Below are 15420 nucleotides of genomic sequence, written 5' to 3' on the forward strand. Positions count from 1 at the left end.
TTTATTAACACTGCATTAGTGTCTTCAAGCTTAAGCATGACACATCAGCTAAAGCCGATTGTTTTCAACAAGGGATTTAATCGCCTCTTGATCTAGGGCTGAATCAAAAATATAAACCTCATCCAAAGAGCCGCGAAAGAACTTGTTTTCTTTATAAGGATTATCAAAGGCGATATTACGCCCCATAACTAAAGGCTTGCTGCGAGGGTGGTTAATATCTGTATTCACTCGCGTAATACTTTTATGGGGTGTCGCTTCGAGCTCACCATCAATGTAGATTAGTACATGGGTTGAAAGATCCACAGCCTCGCCACCAAAAAGCACAATGGCTACGTGGTGCCATTGTTCATCACGCAAGTCGCTATCGCCAACAACAACGCCCTCAGCAGTACCAATGCGTATCCGCCCAAGCGGTCCGCTAACATCCAAAGGATTTATAGAAATCTGCCATGCATTTTGTTGATCATGCAAACCCCAACTTAAAATACCAAAGCCTTCGGAGACAGAAAAATCTTTGGGCACTTTGACCCAAAAAGCCACCGTACGTGGCTTATTGCCACCAATGCCGGGAAACTCTGTCGCCAACCAATTATCGCGACCATTGAAATAAATCGCTTGTTGAAATACGCCGGTGACAGGTTTTGGCGCAGGTGCGGCATGATTCAGTGTTTTCACTTCGGCACTAAAACACTGATCGGCAATTCCTGGCCCCCGACAGCGGTAACGACCACCCTCAGCTTGATCTAGTTGCCAATGCATATAAGCAGGAGCGTCGCTGCTTGTCCCTGGTAGTGTGCGCATAAAACGCTGTGGCTGACTCTCTATCTGAGCCACCTGCTGCTCAAGGTCAAAAGCACGAGCCTGATCTTTGACTAAATATTCAAACTCCTGCTTATCAGATGCACGGACTTTAACCTCGCCGTCAAGCACGTGGACTTGCGACTCCCCCTGCGAATCAACAGACACGCCAAATTCTGTACCCAAATCAACAATATAAGAGCTCGGAGTATCAACCTTAAAACCTACAGCCTGCTCGGGCACACGGGCAACCAAGCTACCTCTATTTAAAATAATATGAGCATAGGATTTAAGATCGAGTTCAACCGGAGCCTCTAATACTAAAGTGACTCCATTTTTAAGACTGACTTCGGCGTAACCTTGATCCAAATGAAAAGGGCCACGATAAATACTCTGACCTTTTTGTAAGGATTTGCTGCCAGTACTCACCGCCGTTAATTTACTAATACTGCCCAATTCACGCTGCAAGTAGCTCGCATCAAAGATGAACAAACCCATAATCAAAACCGCACATGCGGCTAGCCACGGCACAAAACCACGAGCATAAGACTTAGGCCGAATACTACCTTGCTCACCACTTACGGTATCGGCACTTAGCGCTCGCTCCTCAATTCGCGCCTGTATGCCACGCATAAATGCCTTATCGCCCTGAGTAAGCAAAGCGTGTTTTAGTTGTCGCTGCCAAGCCCTCTGCTCGACCAAATACCTCAGCAGCTCAGGGTTTTTATCACAGGCTTCAAGCAAGGCATCGTCAACATCTAAGCCTGCCAAGTAGTCGGCGACCAACTGTTCTTCACGCTTATTCACCGCCCTCTCCTTCTGCTGCACTTTTTATACAATCCTTTAGCCACTGACGCGCCCTATGTAAGCGCATCGTCACCGTTGAATGTTTAACACCCAGTTTTTCCGTGAGCTCTTTGACAGCCCACCCTTGCAAATAGTGCATTCGTATTAGTTCCTGAGCCTCATGACTTAACTTCAGTAAGCAGGCTCTTAAGGCCGTACCGTGATATGACTCCAATTCACGCTCGTCCAGCTCTTGCTCTTGCTCATCGATCAGCGCCTCTAAACGGCTCGGACAACTAGGCTCCATACGCCTCTGCTTGCGGTGATGATTGCGCAGCAAGTTGTGGGCTATTCCACAAAGCCACGCAGAAAACGAAGCGCTGTCTTCCAGTTCATCAAGCTTATTAAAAGCCAATACAAAGCTCTCTTGAGCAATATCATCCACATCGTGAGCAAGGTAGGTACGCGCAGCAATAAAAGCGCGCAGCTTATTTTGCTGCAGACTCACAAGCTCGGTAAAGGCGGAACTATCCCCACGGCGAGCAGCAGTAATCAGACTGCCGTAATCGGGTTTTAGTTGTTTAGTCATGTACCTGCCATATTCAATCAATCAGCCACGTCTTTACCTTAGCACTTTCGCTAAAGAAGGCCTTCAGGCCCAGCACTTGATTTACACCTTCCCAACTAGTGTTTACAGGCACTCGTTTTGACACTCTCGTTACAGCCCCAGGTTTAGAAGCCCTTGTTAAGAGCCCCTCTTTTAGTCGCACTCTTTCAGTGAGCGGCTCTGACACATTGAAACTCAAGTAGGCGTTAACGGCGATTAGCACAAGCCCAAAACCCCAAAAATGAAAACCAAAATCCATTTACCAGCCCAAACAATTGAAAGGCGAAAACTCATAAATATTCAAAGTCGCCCAAAAAATACAAGCCGTAGCAAAACATAAAAGTGAAGATGAATTATCTCAAAATAAATAAATAAAAATCCGATACGAGTAAGCACAAAATTTATTTTAGATAGAAATTTTAAAAACATTACTTCATGAAAATGGATTTTTGGAGTAACTAAAAACATAATAAAAACACTAGGACACACCTATGAAACTACCTAGATTAAAATATCTGGCCGTCGCCACGACAGTACTCTTACCATTTAGTGTTGACGCACTTGCCTGCGACGTACCCACTCTAGAAACTGAATTACCTTTAGAAAATAGTCGCGTAGAACATATCTACGATCTTAGCTGTGCCGATACTGTAAATATCAGCTATACCCCTCAAATTGACGCTAGCTTGCCAGATGGTACCTTTCTAAACCTCTACTTTGATGTCACTACATCTGGTGTCAGCGAACGTATTGGCTATCGGGAACTAATGACCCCTATCGCAGCAGAGGCAATTAGCTTTTCCGATGTCGATGGTGATAGCTTAAAAGTTATTATCAAAGCTGAAAACACCGTTGGCCAAATGGCGGTAGATATTTCTATCACCGAAAGTGATGGCAGTGGCGGCGATGATCCGACAGCCGTAACCGATATAACCATTACCCCTACCAGTCTTACCGCTAATGTTGGTGAGACTAAATACGTTACAGGTGCCGTGGTCCCAGCCACAGCAACAAACAGAGGCCTGTGGTTTGAAAGCAGTGACGAGAGTGTCGTTACAGTCACCTCTTCAGGCGAAATAGCTGCCGTAGGCGCAGGTAGCGCAACGATTACCGCAGTCTCCTCTGAAGGCTATTTCCGCGCAGATGCATCTATTGTCGTGTCTGAAGCTGATTTCCCAGTTTACGACAAAGTCATCGACTTAAATGAATTTGATCTCGTTTGGAATGATGAATTTGACTACGACGACGATCAGCTTGAACAGAAGTGGATATCTCAAAACGGCGCAACAGAAAATGAATATGTTTTATGTAGCCGCTACCGCGATAACGCCGTTGTCGCTGATGGCATACTTGAATTAAAGGCAATCAAAGAAACTCGCGATGGCCAAGATTGGACCTGCGGAAACATCTGGACCAAAGACACCTTTAAGTACGGTTATTTTGAAGCGCGCTATAAATATGCCGGTGCGACTGGTACCAACAACTCCTTCTGGTTATGGCCAAAAAATGGCGTAAGCGGTGGACAAAAAGCCTTTGAGCTCGATATTAACGAAGGCCACTATCCGAATGAAATCAATACGAACATCCATAACTGGACTGATGTAGCTGGCGATGGCAGTCACCCTCAAAGCCCTCAACCGCGCAGCTATCCAGAGTATGATTTTGCAGAGGAGTGGCACACCTACGGCCTGTTATGGACCGAAGATAAACACGAGTTTTATCTTGATGGTCAGTTAATGCGTGTTGAAGAGCACAGCCTTAACCACGCTGAAACCAATATTTTATTAAGTCTGGCCATTCTAAAATGGAATATCGCAGGCGCTGTAACCGATGCGATTGACGGCACCAGTATGAAAGTGGATTACGTACGCTATTACGAAGCCAAAGACGCTGGTGTAGAACCTCCCATTACAGACGAGTGTGTTATCTACGAAACTGAGCTATTGGAACTGACTCAAGAGCGCTACGACCTTGTATACGATCTCACATGTGCATCGACCGTCGATATCAGCTTCACTCCAGATGTAGACCCCACGCTACCAGACGGCACCTTTATGAACATCTACTTTGATGTGACCAATAACGGCGTCACCGAGCGTATTGGCTTCCGTGAGCTTGCGGCCCCATTTTCAGGTGACGAGATTCGTTTCGAAGATGTTGCTGGCGATAGCTTAAAAGTGATTATCAAGGCTGAAAATATCGAAGGTAAGATGGCTTTTAAAGACGTTTCAATTAAAGGCCCTGCGATAGATGACTCTGGAGATATCGCGGTAACTGGCGCAAGCATTGACCCAAGCACGCTAGAACTTACTGTTGGCGAAATGCTACAAGTCACAGGTTCTGTGATCCCTGCCGACGCAACTGATCAAGCTGTATGGTTTGAAAGCAGTGACGATACTGTTGCTACGGTTAACGCCAGTGGTGAAGTCTTAGCCATTAGCGCAGGTACAGCTACCATCTCCGTGGTGACCAATGACGGCCTATTTACTGACGATGCCACTCTCACGGTTAGCGCCGAGGTCGAAGCTTCACCTGAAGCATCTCCAGAAGCCAGTGCCGAGCCATCACCTGACGCAAGCCCGGAAGCCTCGCCAGAAGCGAGTCCTGAGCCGTCTCCAGAAGTCAGCTCGGCGCCATCTCCTATGGCCAGCCCAGAAGCTTCTCCAGAAGCCAGCCCCGCCCCCTCTGAAGCACCGCAAGAAAAGTCTGAGAGTGGTGGTGGTTCTTTTGCATTCGGTGAACTTGGCTACTTAGCAGCTTTATGCGCTATTGCATTTTGGCGCAGAAGAAAAACCTTTTAAGACAAGCAGTCCCTCAACTGTGAGCCTTGGCCCTTAGTGCAAACTAAGGGCTTTTTTATTGCTACTAAGTGACGCGCAAAACAGGCCAATAACGATTTACCCCGTCTACTGTTACCCCACCCTACTGGCTGCTGAAATAACGTCATTCTAAGCATAGTCGTGTGTTTAAACCGCCTACTTAAGGGCGTTGTAGCGAAACAGCTATAGACCTTCATGGCACGTTTTGCAGTACGTTTCCCTCCTATTTATAACTTTTTTATCTATCAATCCAGGAAAAGCAACACAAGTCTTCTTATATGTATTGACTTTGTGTCATTTCCTTAGACAAGCAACACCAATAAATAAGGCATAGATGAAGGAACACATGCTGATGCGTTTAATAAGCATAAGCTAATGTATTGCAATAATAAATAAGAACAACTAGTTATAGAGTTTGAGATGATTCCCAAAGCCGATTTTGATCCACATAAAATTTTAGAACCAATCAACATTGGTAATTTCTTAAGTTTTTATGAGTTATTTGAAGAAACACTCTTCTGGATAAAGGACACCCAAGGCCGCTTTGTTCATGCTAACCGGGCTCTGTTAAACAATCTTAAGGTCAAATCTGCTGAAGAAATAATCGGTAAAGATGACACTCATATCACGGGCATTAAACTAGCACGCTCAGTTATGGAAGATGACCAGAAGGTATGCCATGGTGAACCTGTTAAAAATCGTCTGGTACTCAACAAAAATAAGCAAGGTGAATTTTCTTGGTTTATCACTAATAAAATCCCCCTTAAAAATAAGCACGATAAAACTGTCGCTATTATGGGAATATCCATACCCATGGAACAATTTCCTTATACAACCCACCGCATGGAGTCGCTGCTAGCTCCTCTGCAATATATTATAGAGAACTACAACCAAAAGATCTCGATAGAAAGCTTAGCTAGTATCGCTTGTATTTCGGTAAGTGCGCTTGAACGACGCTTCAAAAAATACTTACAGAAAACACCAAGCCAACTTATTATTGAAATACGCTTGGAAAAAGCGCGTCTTCTTTTAAAGCAAACTAAATCCCCCATCACCAATATTGCTGAAGAAACTGGATTTTATGACCACAGCAATTTCACCAAACGTTTTGCTGAATATTTTGGCATGACTCCCATAGAATACAGATCAGAAAATAGCTTTTAATAAACTCATCCACAATTAAACAAAAAAGATTTAACAATCTATCCCTACTATAGACAGGCAATATAACCCTGCTTCTATCTAAATAACAAACACCATAAAAAAACCCCGGCAGTAAACTGCCGGGGTCAAGCGTGGAGAGTTAACGCTACTACGCGCTAACTTATTCTTTAGTTCAATAGGAATGGTGGACTATTGACACTAAGGAATTTCAATTAAACGCACATTATCGATATTGTATTGTCTATCCAATTCCGCGAAGTTAAGATTCAACACCATAGTTTCAGCAGACCAATCAACATCGGCGGTACGCCCATATTCTTCTGTAATTAATACATCTGTATTTACTTCTGAGACACCCGCTGTAATATCACTATGAGCTTCTACGACATCTGCGCCGTTACTTAAGTTTACAGTGAATACAGAAGAGCCTGAACCGGTGACATCTGATGAGCCAACAACCACAATATAACGACTACCTTGCTTCACAGCACCCGCGCTAATAGGTAAAGACACGCTAGTCACACCGGAAGAAGCCGTGGTTACCTGCAACTTGTTATCACCAGCAACATCGACAATATCAATCGTGCCATTAGTTACTACAATATCGGCAATATCACCATCAAAGGTACCCACATCATCGACAAGCACATCGCTTGCAACCTGATCAATAAAGCTATATTCAACAAGAGCAAGATCATCGTAATAGGTTTCTGAACTAGCGCCTGAAAGATACTGACCAATACCAGGGCTCATCGATTTACCAACCTCATCAGGGAAGTTCCCCCATGAAAAAGTATTCACTATGCGTGTATCGGCCACCCATTTGCCAAGCTCTTGATCAGGGTTACGTATGCCTGTAGTCCACAAACCATCATTCACATTAGTGATTAAAGGGAAATAAGTTCCTGGGTGAGAAGCACCATCATGCAATACTTGCATGTTATACCAATGAGAAAGCACATATTTTTTATCTGCTTGAACGATAGCAAGACCATTAGTTATCTGTTGGCGACATTGATCACCTACCATACGTAAACCTGCATTACCGGTACGCGCCGCATCGGTAGTTACTTCAGCAACAGCACAATTCCAGTTATGCACAGCACCAATAAAACCACTCACAGCGGGTGCGCCACCTAGATCAGCAGGGTTTTCAAAACCAGGTTCGGCATAAACAGTAGGAATTTCATCCTCCTCTACCGCCTCAGTTACAACATATTTATCTAGCTCATTGGTTTTTTCACCCGTCACATTAATAGTGAGTGTTACAAAGCCATCGGACACATTGTCTTTATCATCCTTAACCTTATAAGTTACCTCAACCGAATAAGTGCCTTCAGGCTCTACATTTTGAAAATAAGCATGGGGGTTTACATTTAAATTATTTTCTTCGGCACTCATATTGTAAGGAAGCGCATCACTACCTTTAAGCTGAGCATCAAAAATAACAATAGCATCACCTTCTCGGTCGTAAATACCATCGGCTAAATCAAAAGCAGTAATGGCTGCCGTTTCTGACACCGATACTTCTGGGAAATAATCCTCAATAACTGGAGTCTCTGGAATATCTTCCACACCAAAAACATCAACCTTTAACTGTCGAGTAACCGTATTATGACCATCATAAATATCATAGCTGTAATTAAAAGTGGTAATAACACCAAGTGGTAAATCATTTTTAATAGCAGAAATATCGGCAACAAAACTATAGTCACTAGTAATGCTTGCAGGCATATCAATTAAGTTACTTTCATCCACAACCAAATTAACAGCACTTAGTACATCGTGTGCATCGCCATCAGTCACATCATCCAATAAAGGAATAACCGCTTGGGCGTCCCCCTTGGTATAACCTGCACTTAGATCCCCTTCAAAATCAGGAATGAAGTCTTCACCAATAATATTCACTGTTAAACTACGAGCAATCGAATCCTTGCCATCACTCACTGTATAGCTATAAGCAACCGTATGGGTTTCGCCTGAATGTAGGTCTTGAGAGTAATCAAGAGGCCTTACACCAATTCGTACATCACTTACGTCGAAACCTTTACTATCATCCCCCCGAGTACGCTCTAGATTTTGCGTATAAAGAATATCTCCCTCAGCATCAACAACACCATTTTGCAGATAAAAAAGCGTGTAGCCTGCTTTTTCATGAAGATTAAGGATCGCATCTGCAGGTACTTGAGTATAAGCACCATTAGGCGGATCTAACTGCTCTTGCCCCATAAACGGAGCCGTATTTGGAATATCTTCTGGACCTTTTTTATCATCACTGCCACCGCATGCACTTAAGCTAGAGGCAATAACAACCCCTAATAAATATCCGGATGATTTTTTAAATGTTTTCATTTTAAACACCATATTCTTTTAAAGCCCGAGGCAACTCATCACATCGGGCACAATTATTATTAGAAATTAGAAGTTCACACGAACGCCAAGACGATAAGTAGTACCGACCTTATAGTTGTAAACGGTACGATCTTTGGTCACGTTATCATTCTCAAGCGGATTACCTTCGTCATAGCCGCTATAGACAACCTGATCATTTTCACCAAGGCCTTTAACAATTGGCAGTGTTGAGCTGGTGAAATATTGACGATAAGCAGCATCTGTTAAGTTAATTGCCTGGAAAGTCACATCGATATAATCATTAACGTTATAGGTCGCACTTAAATCTAAGGTATCGCGCCCTTCATTCCAGAGCATGCCTTGCTCCCAACTACGACCGCGAACATGAGCCCCTTTATTCCAGTCTCTATCAACCAAAGAATCGGTTGAACCACGATAGCTCAAGCGTACTTGATGCCCATCCTGCTCCCAAAAACCCGTTAGGTTGTAGGTGTGCTCCGGGGTATCAGGTACCGGGACGCTGTATTCATTGCCCCAAGCATCAACGAGTTCTTCACCTTCATTAGCTTCATATTTACTTTGTTGATAGGTGTAGTTAGCACTCATACCTAAACCACTTAAGAAATAACCAGGGAGGAAATCGTAAGCCTGACTATAACCAAGCTCTAAACCGCTAATACTCGCGTCCTGAGCATTTTGAACTTGAATAACGGTTGGCTTAGCGCACAGATCTCTTAAGTCGTTACTAAAGCGAGTTGAATCACCGACTTGATTGAAAAAGTCTGTGGTTGCCGTTAATGGCATACAACCTTCCAAGCCATAGTTACCTGATGCACTATCATTTTCATCAACATTAATTAACAATGTATTTGGATCTAGGCCATTCTCTTCTACGGCGTCAAAACGAACGTCGGTGATATAACTGAGACTGGTTTGAGCATCGGTAAAATTACTCATGTCCTTGTGGAAAACAGCCGCGCTCACCATACTGCTATCATTGAAATACCACTCATAACTTAAATCGAGGTTATTAGAGGTAAGCGGCTCAAGCTTGGTGTTATACATATCTACAGAACCTACCTGAGGACTGCTGCCCCCCCAATAAGCACCGTTACGTACTGTAAAGCCCGCACGCGTATCCTCAAACTCTGGACGTGTCATGGTTTTTGAAATCGCTGCACGAATAACCATGTCGTCATTAAGGGCAAAGTTCACATTTAAACTCGGCAGAATATTTGTGTAGCTATGGCTATCTTCTACAGCCTCAGAAAGCGAAGTACGATCTAGCTGATTAGCAACGGTAAAGTCACTCACTACTGTGCCTTCACCGTTCCAGGTGATATTAGTAGGGCTATTGGCATCTGTATAATCCCAGCCATTATTGCGGCTAGTATCAACGTAAGCATAACGCCACATACTTAACCAATTAATAGGTGGCGCCTGCGTATCGTTATCTGGGTTATCATCCATTAACAAATCAGCATATTGCGCGTATTCAGCATCGTAACAATTACCGTCGCCCTGAATGCGGGTCCACTGATCTGGGTTGATGTCCCACGTTTCAGTTGCAGGATCAAAAGTCGTACCTTGGCTAGTATCCCAACCAATACCATCTACACGCTGCCATTTACGCTCGAAATCTTGGAAGACAGGCGCGCCCTCTTCAGTTGTTGCCACGGCTTGTGGAGCACGACAAGCATCTAAGCCCATCTCATCGCCAAAGCGAAGCTGGCGCATGTAGACAAGATCAAATTCACTTTCGTTAGCGTTGCCATCATAATCATGGAAGGTGGCGCCAGCATAACCTTCGGCCTCAATCTCAGACCTCACATAACGCACACCAATATCACCTGTGAGGCGATCATCCATAAATGCAAAATTTTGCTTTAAATATAAAGCCCCAGTATCAAGCTGCTGGCTACGGGTATTTAAATCATTAGAAACACGAAATACATCTGGAGTACCCACCACCATGTTAAAAGCTTCTTCAACATCAATAGGTGTCCAGCCGTAGGTTGTGTTAGAACGACCATAACCCAGGGTTTCCATAAAGTTATCGTAAGCAAGACCAGGGCCCGCGATAATGTTTCCGCGAATACCATCAAGCGAACCACCAGGTTGAGCAATGATATTGCCCTCTTCATCACGAATAGGGTCTTTTACACTGGACGAGCCAAAGCTATAACTTTGGTCATCAACACTTTTTTCTCGACTTGTTGCTTTTAAACCAAATTCAGTCGTAGTTAAAAAGCCCATATCTAAATCAAGGTCAAAATCGACCTGAGCCTGAATCCACTCATCCTCAACGGTTCTATCGGTTTCAGATATCGAGCCCAAATGAAAAGCGGCGCTATCAGCAGGATTAAAGCCCGTATGTACTGTGTTATCCCACCAATCACGAAGTATGTCGCCATCCTCTTCATAATCACCAGAGTCTTGCTCGCCATAATCAATCAAGCTTGTGCCCGCAATCACCGTATATTTATCACCATTGCTGGTATAACCGGTTGGCTGGATATTGGTGCCCGCTTCAGCCAACAGCACATCAGTGACCTGAGTGAAGTTCTGCATATTAGTCCAAGCATTTGGTAGGCTCTCGGATTTACTTGATGAATAACCCGCCCGGGCAGACATCCTCAAGTTATCCATAAGCTCTTGATCTAATTCGAGTGACAAAGCAAAGTTTTTATTTTTAGTACCGCCCTCCGAGCGACGAAGATCACCAATACCACCACGCGAAATTTTTTGCGTCATAGTCATTGAATCCGTATCGACTCTATACCAATCGGCTTGAGGGTCTGAATAAGGAGCTGGCTGGGCACGCCCATCATAATCAAACTGAGAAAACTGTACGCCCTCTACAAAGTTTGCATCAGGCCCGGGATTACGACTTAGCATAGAGTCAGAGCTTCGCTCTTGGGTCTGCTCGCTATAAGTCACATTAAACATTAATTCTGTTTTATCGCTTGGAGCCCACTGAACACCTGCATTGACGCCTGTTCGATCACTTGTGTTTTGGTGCAATTCATAAGCGACACTTGAGGGCTCAATAGCGCGAAAATCACTGATCTGGTTACCATGTTGATCCGTTGCAACCTGTATGGACTCACGTGATTCGACCCAATCTTCGATGCGTAACTGATCTTTACGATAGGTATTGGTTTCATCGTAAACCGTAGCAGTAACACCTAGACTGTCATTAAGGAATTTCTTTGAAAGAGAAACTTGTAATTTATGATCAAGCTCTTCAGCAAAGTCGTTATATCGGCCTTGAATAGTACCGGTCATAACGTCGTTAGCCTGATCAAGAGGACGTGTAGTTACAAGGTTGACACTTGCACCAAGCGAGCCTTCATCGTGGTCCGCACTTGGGGTTTTAACAACCTCCAACTTCGATAAGATATCAGAAGAGAAAGAGCTTAAATCTACGCCCTGGTTAAAGTCGGTTGAGGTCAGTGCAACACCATTAAGAGAGATCTGGTTCTGGGTGGAAGTAGCACCACGAACCGTAATTTGTGAGCCTTCACCATCGCGACTAACAACCGTTACACCGGTTACACGACCAAGAGAGTCGGCAATGTTTTGGTCCGTGGTCTTACCCATATCTTCGGCATTAATTGTATCGACAATATTCTTAGCTTCACGCTTATCATCGATAGAGCGCATCATAGCGCCTTTAATACCGGTTACGATCAGTTCTTCTTCCAGTCCTGTAGTATCATCTTGGGCTAGAACGGAACCACTATTGACCGCTAAAACTGCCGCTGATATAGCAGACACTTTAAAGCGACGAGAGATGTTAGACATCGTTGAGCTCTCCATCTGGATTTTATTGTTTTATTAACAGCCCTTCTCGTATTTTTATGAATATCACGGATAGGGCTTGCTGGACTACAGCAGAGTAAAACAGGAGGACTTAGACGACTTGTAGAATTTCAGCGTTTTGAGAATCAATAGCAGTATTTAAAATTGTCAAGACATACATATATATGTTAATGGGGGCGTGTCAAAAGCACCGATAATTGACACACCTTTCAACACAAACTTAACAAGCTACTTATACTTATCAAATGCAAGGATATTTGAAGGTTTAATTAAACCCGACTGGCTAAACAAGTAATTCAACTTACCAGTACCTTGATCTCGATAAAAAACAGATATTGAGTCAGAGAAGGTATTGGCAACCAACAAATAGTTTTGATCGCTAGAGAAGTTAAAATCTCGAGGATGCTCACCAAAAGTAGAAATCGACTGAACAAATTTTAATCGCCCATCATTGGCGATATTAAAAACCTTAAGGCTATCCTCACCTCGAACTGCAGCATAAAGAAAGCGTCCGTCACTAGAGATTCGTATGGCTGACGATAAATCCCTTTTTTTATCAGCAGAACTAGAAACCTGATCAACTAATAAACGGTAGCTATCTGCCAATGAATAAACCGCATTTTCATCAGGGACAACAAGAGTAATACTATTGCTCAACTCATTTAATACATAGACGTAATCTAATACCGGATGAAAAGCTAAATGCCTTGGCCCCGATCCCTTAGGCAAGCTAAGTCGTTGACGAGGTTTTAATTTATCCGTTTTTCTTGTTAACGCCTTGTCACTCAACTTAGCAGCATCAAAAACCAACAGCTCATCTGTCGCTAAATCTGCTACCAGTAGGCTAGAAGAATCTTGACTCCAGTTTGCATAATGAATATGTGAGGGCCTTGAAACCCCACCTAAGTTTTTCGAATTATTAAAGTACGCCGATTCATTTATTTCCGAACCTGAAGACGACATCGAAAACAACTCAAGATCACCTGAACGGTAATTACTAACAGCTAATTGTTTTTGATCAGAGCTTAGCGCTATATGACAGGCACTGATGCCCTTAATGTCTTTTTTATCAACAAGATCGAAGCCAGCCTTATTATTAGACCAACTAAAGTGGGCCAAGCTACTTCTTTTATGCTCATCAACACTAACAAGATAAAGATGATTTTGATTCGCACTTAAAGACATATAACCGGGCGATCTTACATTCGCAACAAGCCCATCATCGCGCAACTCATTGCTTTCCAAATCAAGAGTTAAGCGCCTAACCCCCTTGTCATCAAAATTCCCCAAAAGGAAAGCATATGTCTTGTTTCCACTATCCAAGCTTTCACTCACCGAATCAGACGTTGCACAGGAAGAAACCAGAAGAGGAAATAAAACACCTATTAAAACACCCCTAAATAGAGACTGCTTTACCTCAACGAACTCTTTTAACAGTTTCAACATACAAACATACCCTCTACTCAATGAATTACTAATAATGCCCAACACTCGATCATCTAACGAATAAACAACTCACTTAATGTCTTAAACACTGATTTTGACACATTAAAAAGCCAGCCCCTTTAATAAGAGGGCTGGCTTTTTGAAAGCGATGTTCTTAGCTACTTATTTGATAATCATAGGTGGTTTAGCTTCAGAAGCTTCAACACTTTCTTTATATAGTTCATCAAAGAATGCTTTTCGACGCTCTAGATAGGCCATATTCTGAAGCTGGATATTTCTAATATTATCTTTATTCCACTCATTCCATAATGCAGCCAACTTAGCTTGCTTTTTAGGGTACTGACCAATCAAGTTCGTGCTTTCATAAGGGTCTTTTTCTAAGTCATAATAAGCGTGGCCTACATCAGGAAGAGGCTGTCTTATATACTTAGCATCTATTGTGCGTACAGCCCACAAGTTTTCAGCTTCTTCTAGACGCCAAAACAACGCTTCATGCGGGGATCCTTTTTTACCTTCGCTAACATAAGGCGTTAAATCCACACCATCTAATTTCGCGTCCTTAACATCGGCACCTGCCAAAGCCAAGGATGTTGCAGCAATATCTAAAGCAGATACCAAGCCATCAAAACGCTGCCCTTTTTTAATCTTATTTGGCCAGTGCGCAATAAAAGGAACATGTACACCACCCTCGGTCAACGCTACTTTGCCATAACGATAAGGACTGTTGTCAGCCCAGGTATAATCTGGCCACCACGAATAAGGATAAAGCCCGCCGTTATCACTTAAGAAAAAGATAAGCGTATTATCAAACTCTCCATTTTTCTTTAAGGAGTCAATCAACATTTGAATGCCGTCATCCATCGCATCAACCATGGCCGCGTATACTCGACGCTTTTCATCCTTAATATGCTTGTATTGATCTATGTAATTCTGAGGAGCTTGCAATGGTGCATGCGGTGCGTTGTAACTCACATACATAAAAAAGGGGTGGTCTTTTTTACTTTGCCTATCGATATATTTAGCCGCATCACGACTCAATGCGGTAGTCAGATATTCATCAAACTCAGCGACTTGGCTGTTGCGCATAATAGGCAATAAATAACCAGTACCACCTACTGTTGTCTCGTGAGGGAAATATTGGTGGCCACCATCGAGAAAACCATAAAAATAATCAAAACCTCTCTGGTTGGGCTGAAAATGCGGAGCACCTCCAAGGTGCCACTTACCAAAAACCGATGTGTGATAACCCGTTTCTTGCAAGCGTTTAGCAAAGGTCATTTCTGTTAAAGGCAAGCCCATATGTGGATCGTAAGGTGTATAAGAAATATTATTCTCCATACCAAAACGCTGCTGATAACGGCCCGTTAATAACCCAGCTCTAGAAGGTCCACAGTATGGATGGGTAACAAAACCGTTTTCAAAAATCACACCATCTTCAGCAAGCTGATCAATGCTCGGTGTTTGTATCTCCGTTTTACCAGTAAAACCTACATCGTTGTAACCCAAATCATCCGCCAAAATGACAACAATATTGGGGCGCTCATCTTTAGCTAGAACAAACCCAGAAATACACAAAAGCACGCTGGCCGTAAATAGCCTTAATTTAGTTAGACGCTTCATATT

General features: G+C 43.2%; 8 protein-coding genes. 2 read left to right on the top strand and 6 right to left on the bottom strand.

Features of this window, described 5'->3' with window-relative positions; translation table 11 throughout:
• Positions 1-48 precede the first annotated feature (48 nt).
• Together AB1S55_RS02615 and AB1S55_RS02620 are read right to left on the bottom strand one after the other, a co-directional pair.
• Complete coding sequence (locus AB1S55_RS02615; protein WP_370980231.1) at positions 49-1605, bottom strand: LamG-like jellyroll fold domain-containing protein; 1557 nt, start codon at positions 1603-1605, stop codon at positions 49-51.
• Positions 1598-2173, bottom strand: a complete 576-nt coding sequence (locus AB1S55_RS02620; RefSeq protein ID WP_370980232.1) for an RNA polymerase sigma factor — start codon at positions 2171-2173, stop codon at positions 1598-1600. The genes AB1S55_RS02615 and AB1S55_RS02620 overlap by 8 nt, the downstream gene beginning before the upstream one ends.
• 509 nt (positions 2174-2682) lie before the next feature.
• On the opposite strand from AB1S55_RS02620, the gene AB1S55_RS02625 reads away from it, so the two are divergent.
• Together AB1S55_RS02625 and AB1S55_RS02630 are read left to right on the top strand one after the other, a co-directional pair.
• A complete protein-coding gene (locus tag AB1S55_RS02625; RefSeq protein WP_370980233.1) occupies positions 2683-4992 on the top strand; it encodes an Ig-like domain-containing protein in 2310 nt (769 codons plus the stop codon).
• A gap of 438 nt (positions 4993-5430) precedes the next feature.
• Entirely contained in the window at positions 5431-6174 is a 744-nt protein-coding gene (locus tag AB1S55_RS02630) for a helix-turn-helix domain-containing protein (RefSeq protein WP_370980234.1), read from the top strand.
• 198 nt (positions 6175-6372) lie between these two features.
• Here AB1S55_RS02630 and AB1S55_RS02635 read toward each other — a convergent pair whose 3' ends face one another.
• The 4 genes from AB1S55_RS02635 to AB1S55_RS02650 form a co-directional block, all read right to left on the bottom strand.
• Positions 6373-8526, bottom strand: a complete 2154-nt coding sequence (locus AB1S55_RS02635; protein WP_370980235.1) for a hypothetical protein — start codon at positions 8524-8526, stop codon at positions 6373-6375.
• A gap of 66 nt (positions 8527-8592) precedes the next feature.
• Positions 8593-12333, bottom strand: coding sequence for a TonB-dependent receptor domain-containing protein (locus AB1S55_RS02640; protein WP_370980236.1), 3741 nt, complete (start codon positions 12331-12333; stop codon positions 8593-8595).
• A gap of 246 nt (positions 12334-12579) precedes the next feature.
• A complete protein-coding gene (locus tag AB1S55_RS02645) occupies positions 12580-13797 on the bottom strand; it encodes a lactonase family protein (RefSeq protein ID WP_370980237.1) in 1218 nt (405 codons plus the stop codon).
• A gap of 162 nt (positions 13798-13959) precedes the next feature.
• Positions 13960-15417: a sulfatase gene (locus AB1S55_RS02650; protein ID WP_370980238.1), complete on the bottom strand. Its 1458-nt coding sequence runs from the start codon at positions 15415-15417 to the stop codon at positions 13960-13962.
• Between the last annotated feature and the right edge of the window lie 3 nt (positions 15418-15420).

This window comes from Agaribacterium sp. ZY112 (genome assembly GCF_041346925.1).
Taxonomy (GTDB): Bacteria; Pseudomonadota; Gammaproteobacteria; order Pseudomonadales; family Cellvibrionaceae; genus Agaribacterium.

Excerpts from the sequence above, each read along its gene's own strand:
- AB1S55_RS02620 (WP_370980232.1), bottom strand. The coding sequence starts at position 2,173 with ATGACTAAACAACTAAAACCCGATTACGGCAGTCTGATTACTGCTGCT.
- AB1S55_RS02625 (WP_370980233.1), top strand. The coding sequence starts at position 2,683 with ATGAAACTACCTAGATTAAAATATCTGGCCGTCGCCACGACAGTACTC.
- AB1S55_RS02630 (WP_370980234.1), top strand. The coding sequence starts at position 5,431 with ATGATTCCCAAAGCCGATTTTGATCCACATAAAATTTTAGAACCAATC.
- AB1S55_RS02635 (WP_370980235.1), bottom strand. The coding sequence starts at position 8,526 with ATGAAAACATTTAAAAAATCATCCGGATATTTATTAGGGGTTGTTATT.
- AB1S55_RS02640 (WP_370980236.1), bottom strand. The coding sequence starts at position 12,333 with ATGTCTAACATCTCTCGTCGCTTTAAAGTGTCTGCTATATCAGCGGCA.
- AB1S55_RS02645 (WP_370980237.1), bottom strand. The coding sequence starts at position 13,797 with ATGTTGAAACTGTTAAAAGAGTTCGTTGAGGTAAAGCAGTCTCTATTT.
- AB1S55_RS02650 (WP_370980238.1), bottom strand. The coding sequence starts at position 15,417 with ATGAAGCGTCTAACTAAATTAAGGCTATTTACGGCCAGCGTGCTTTTG.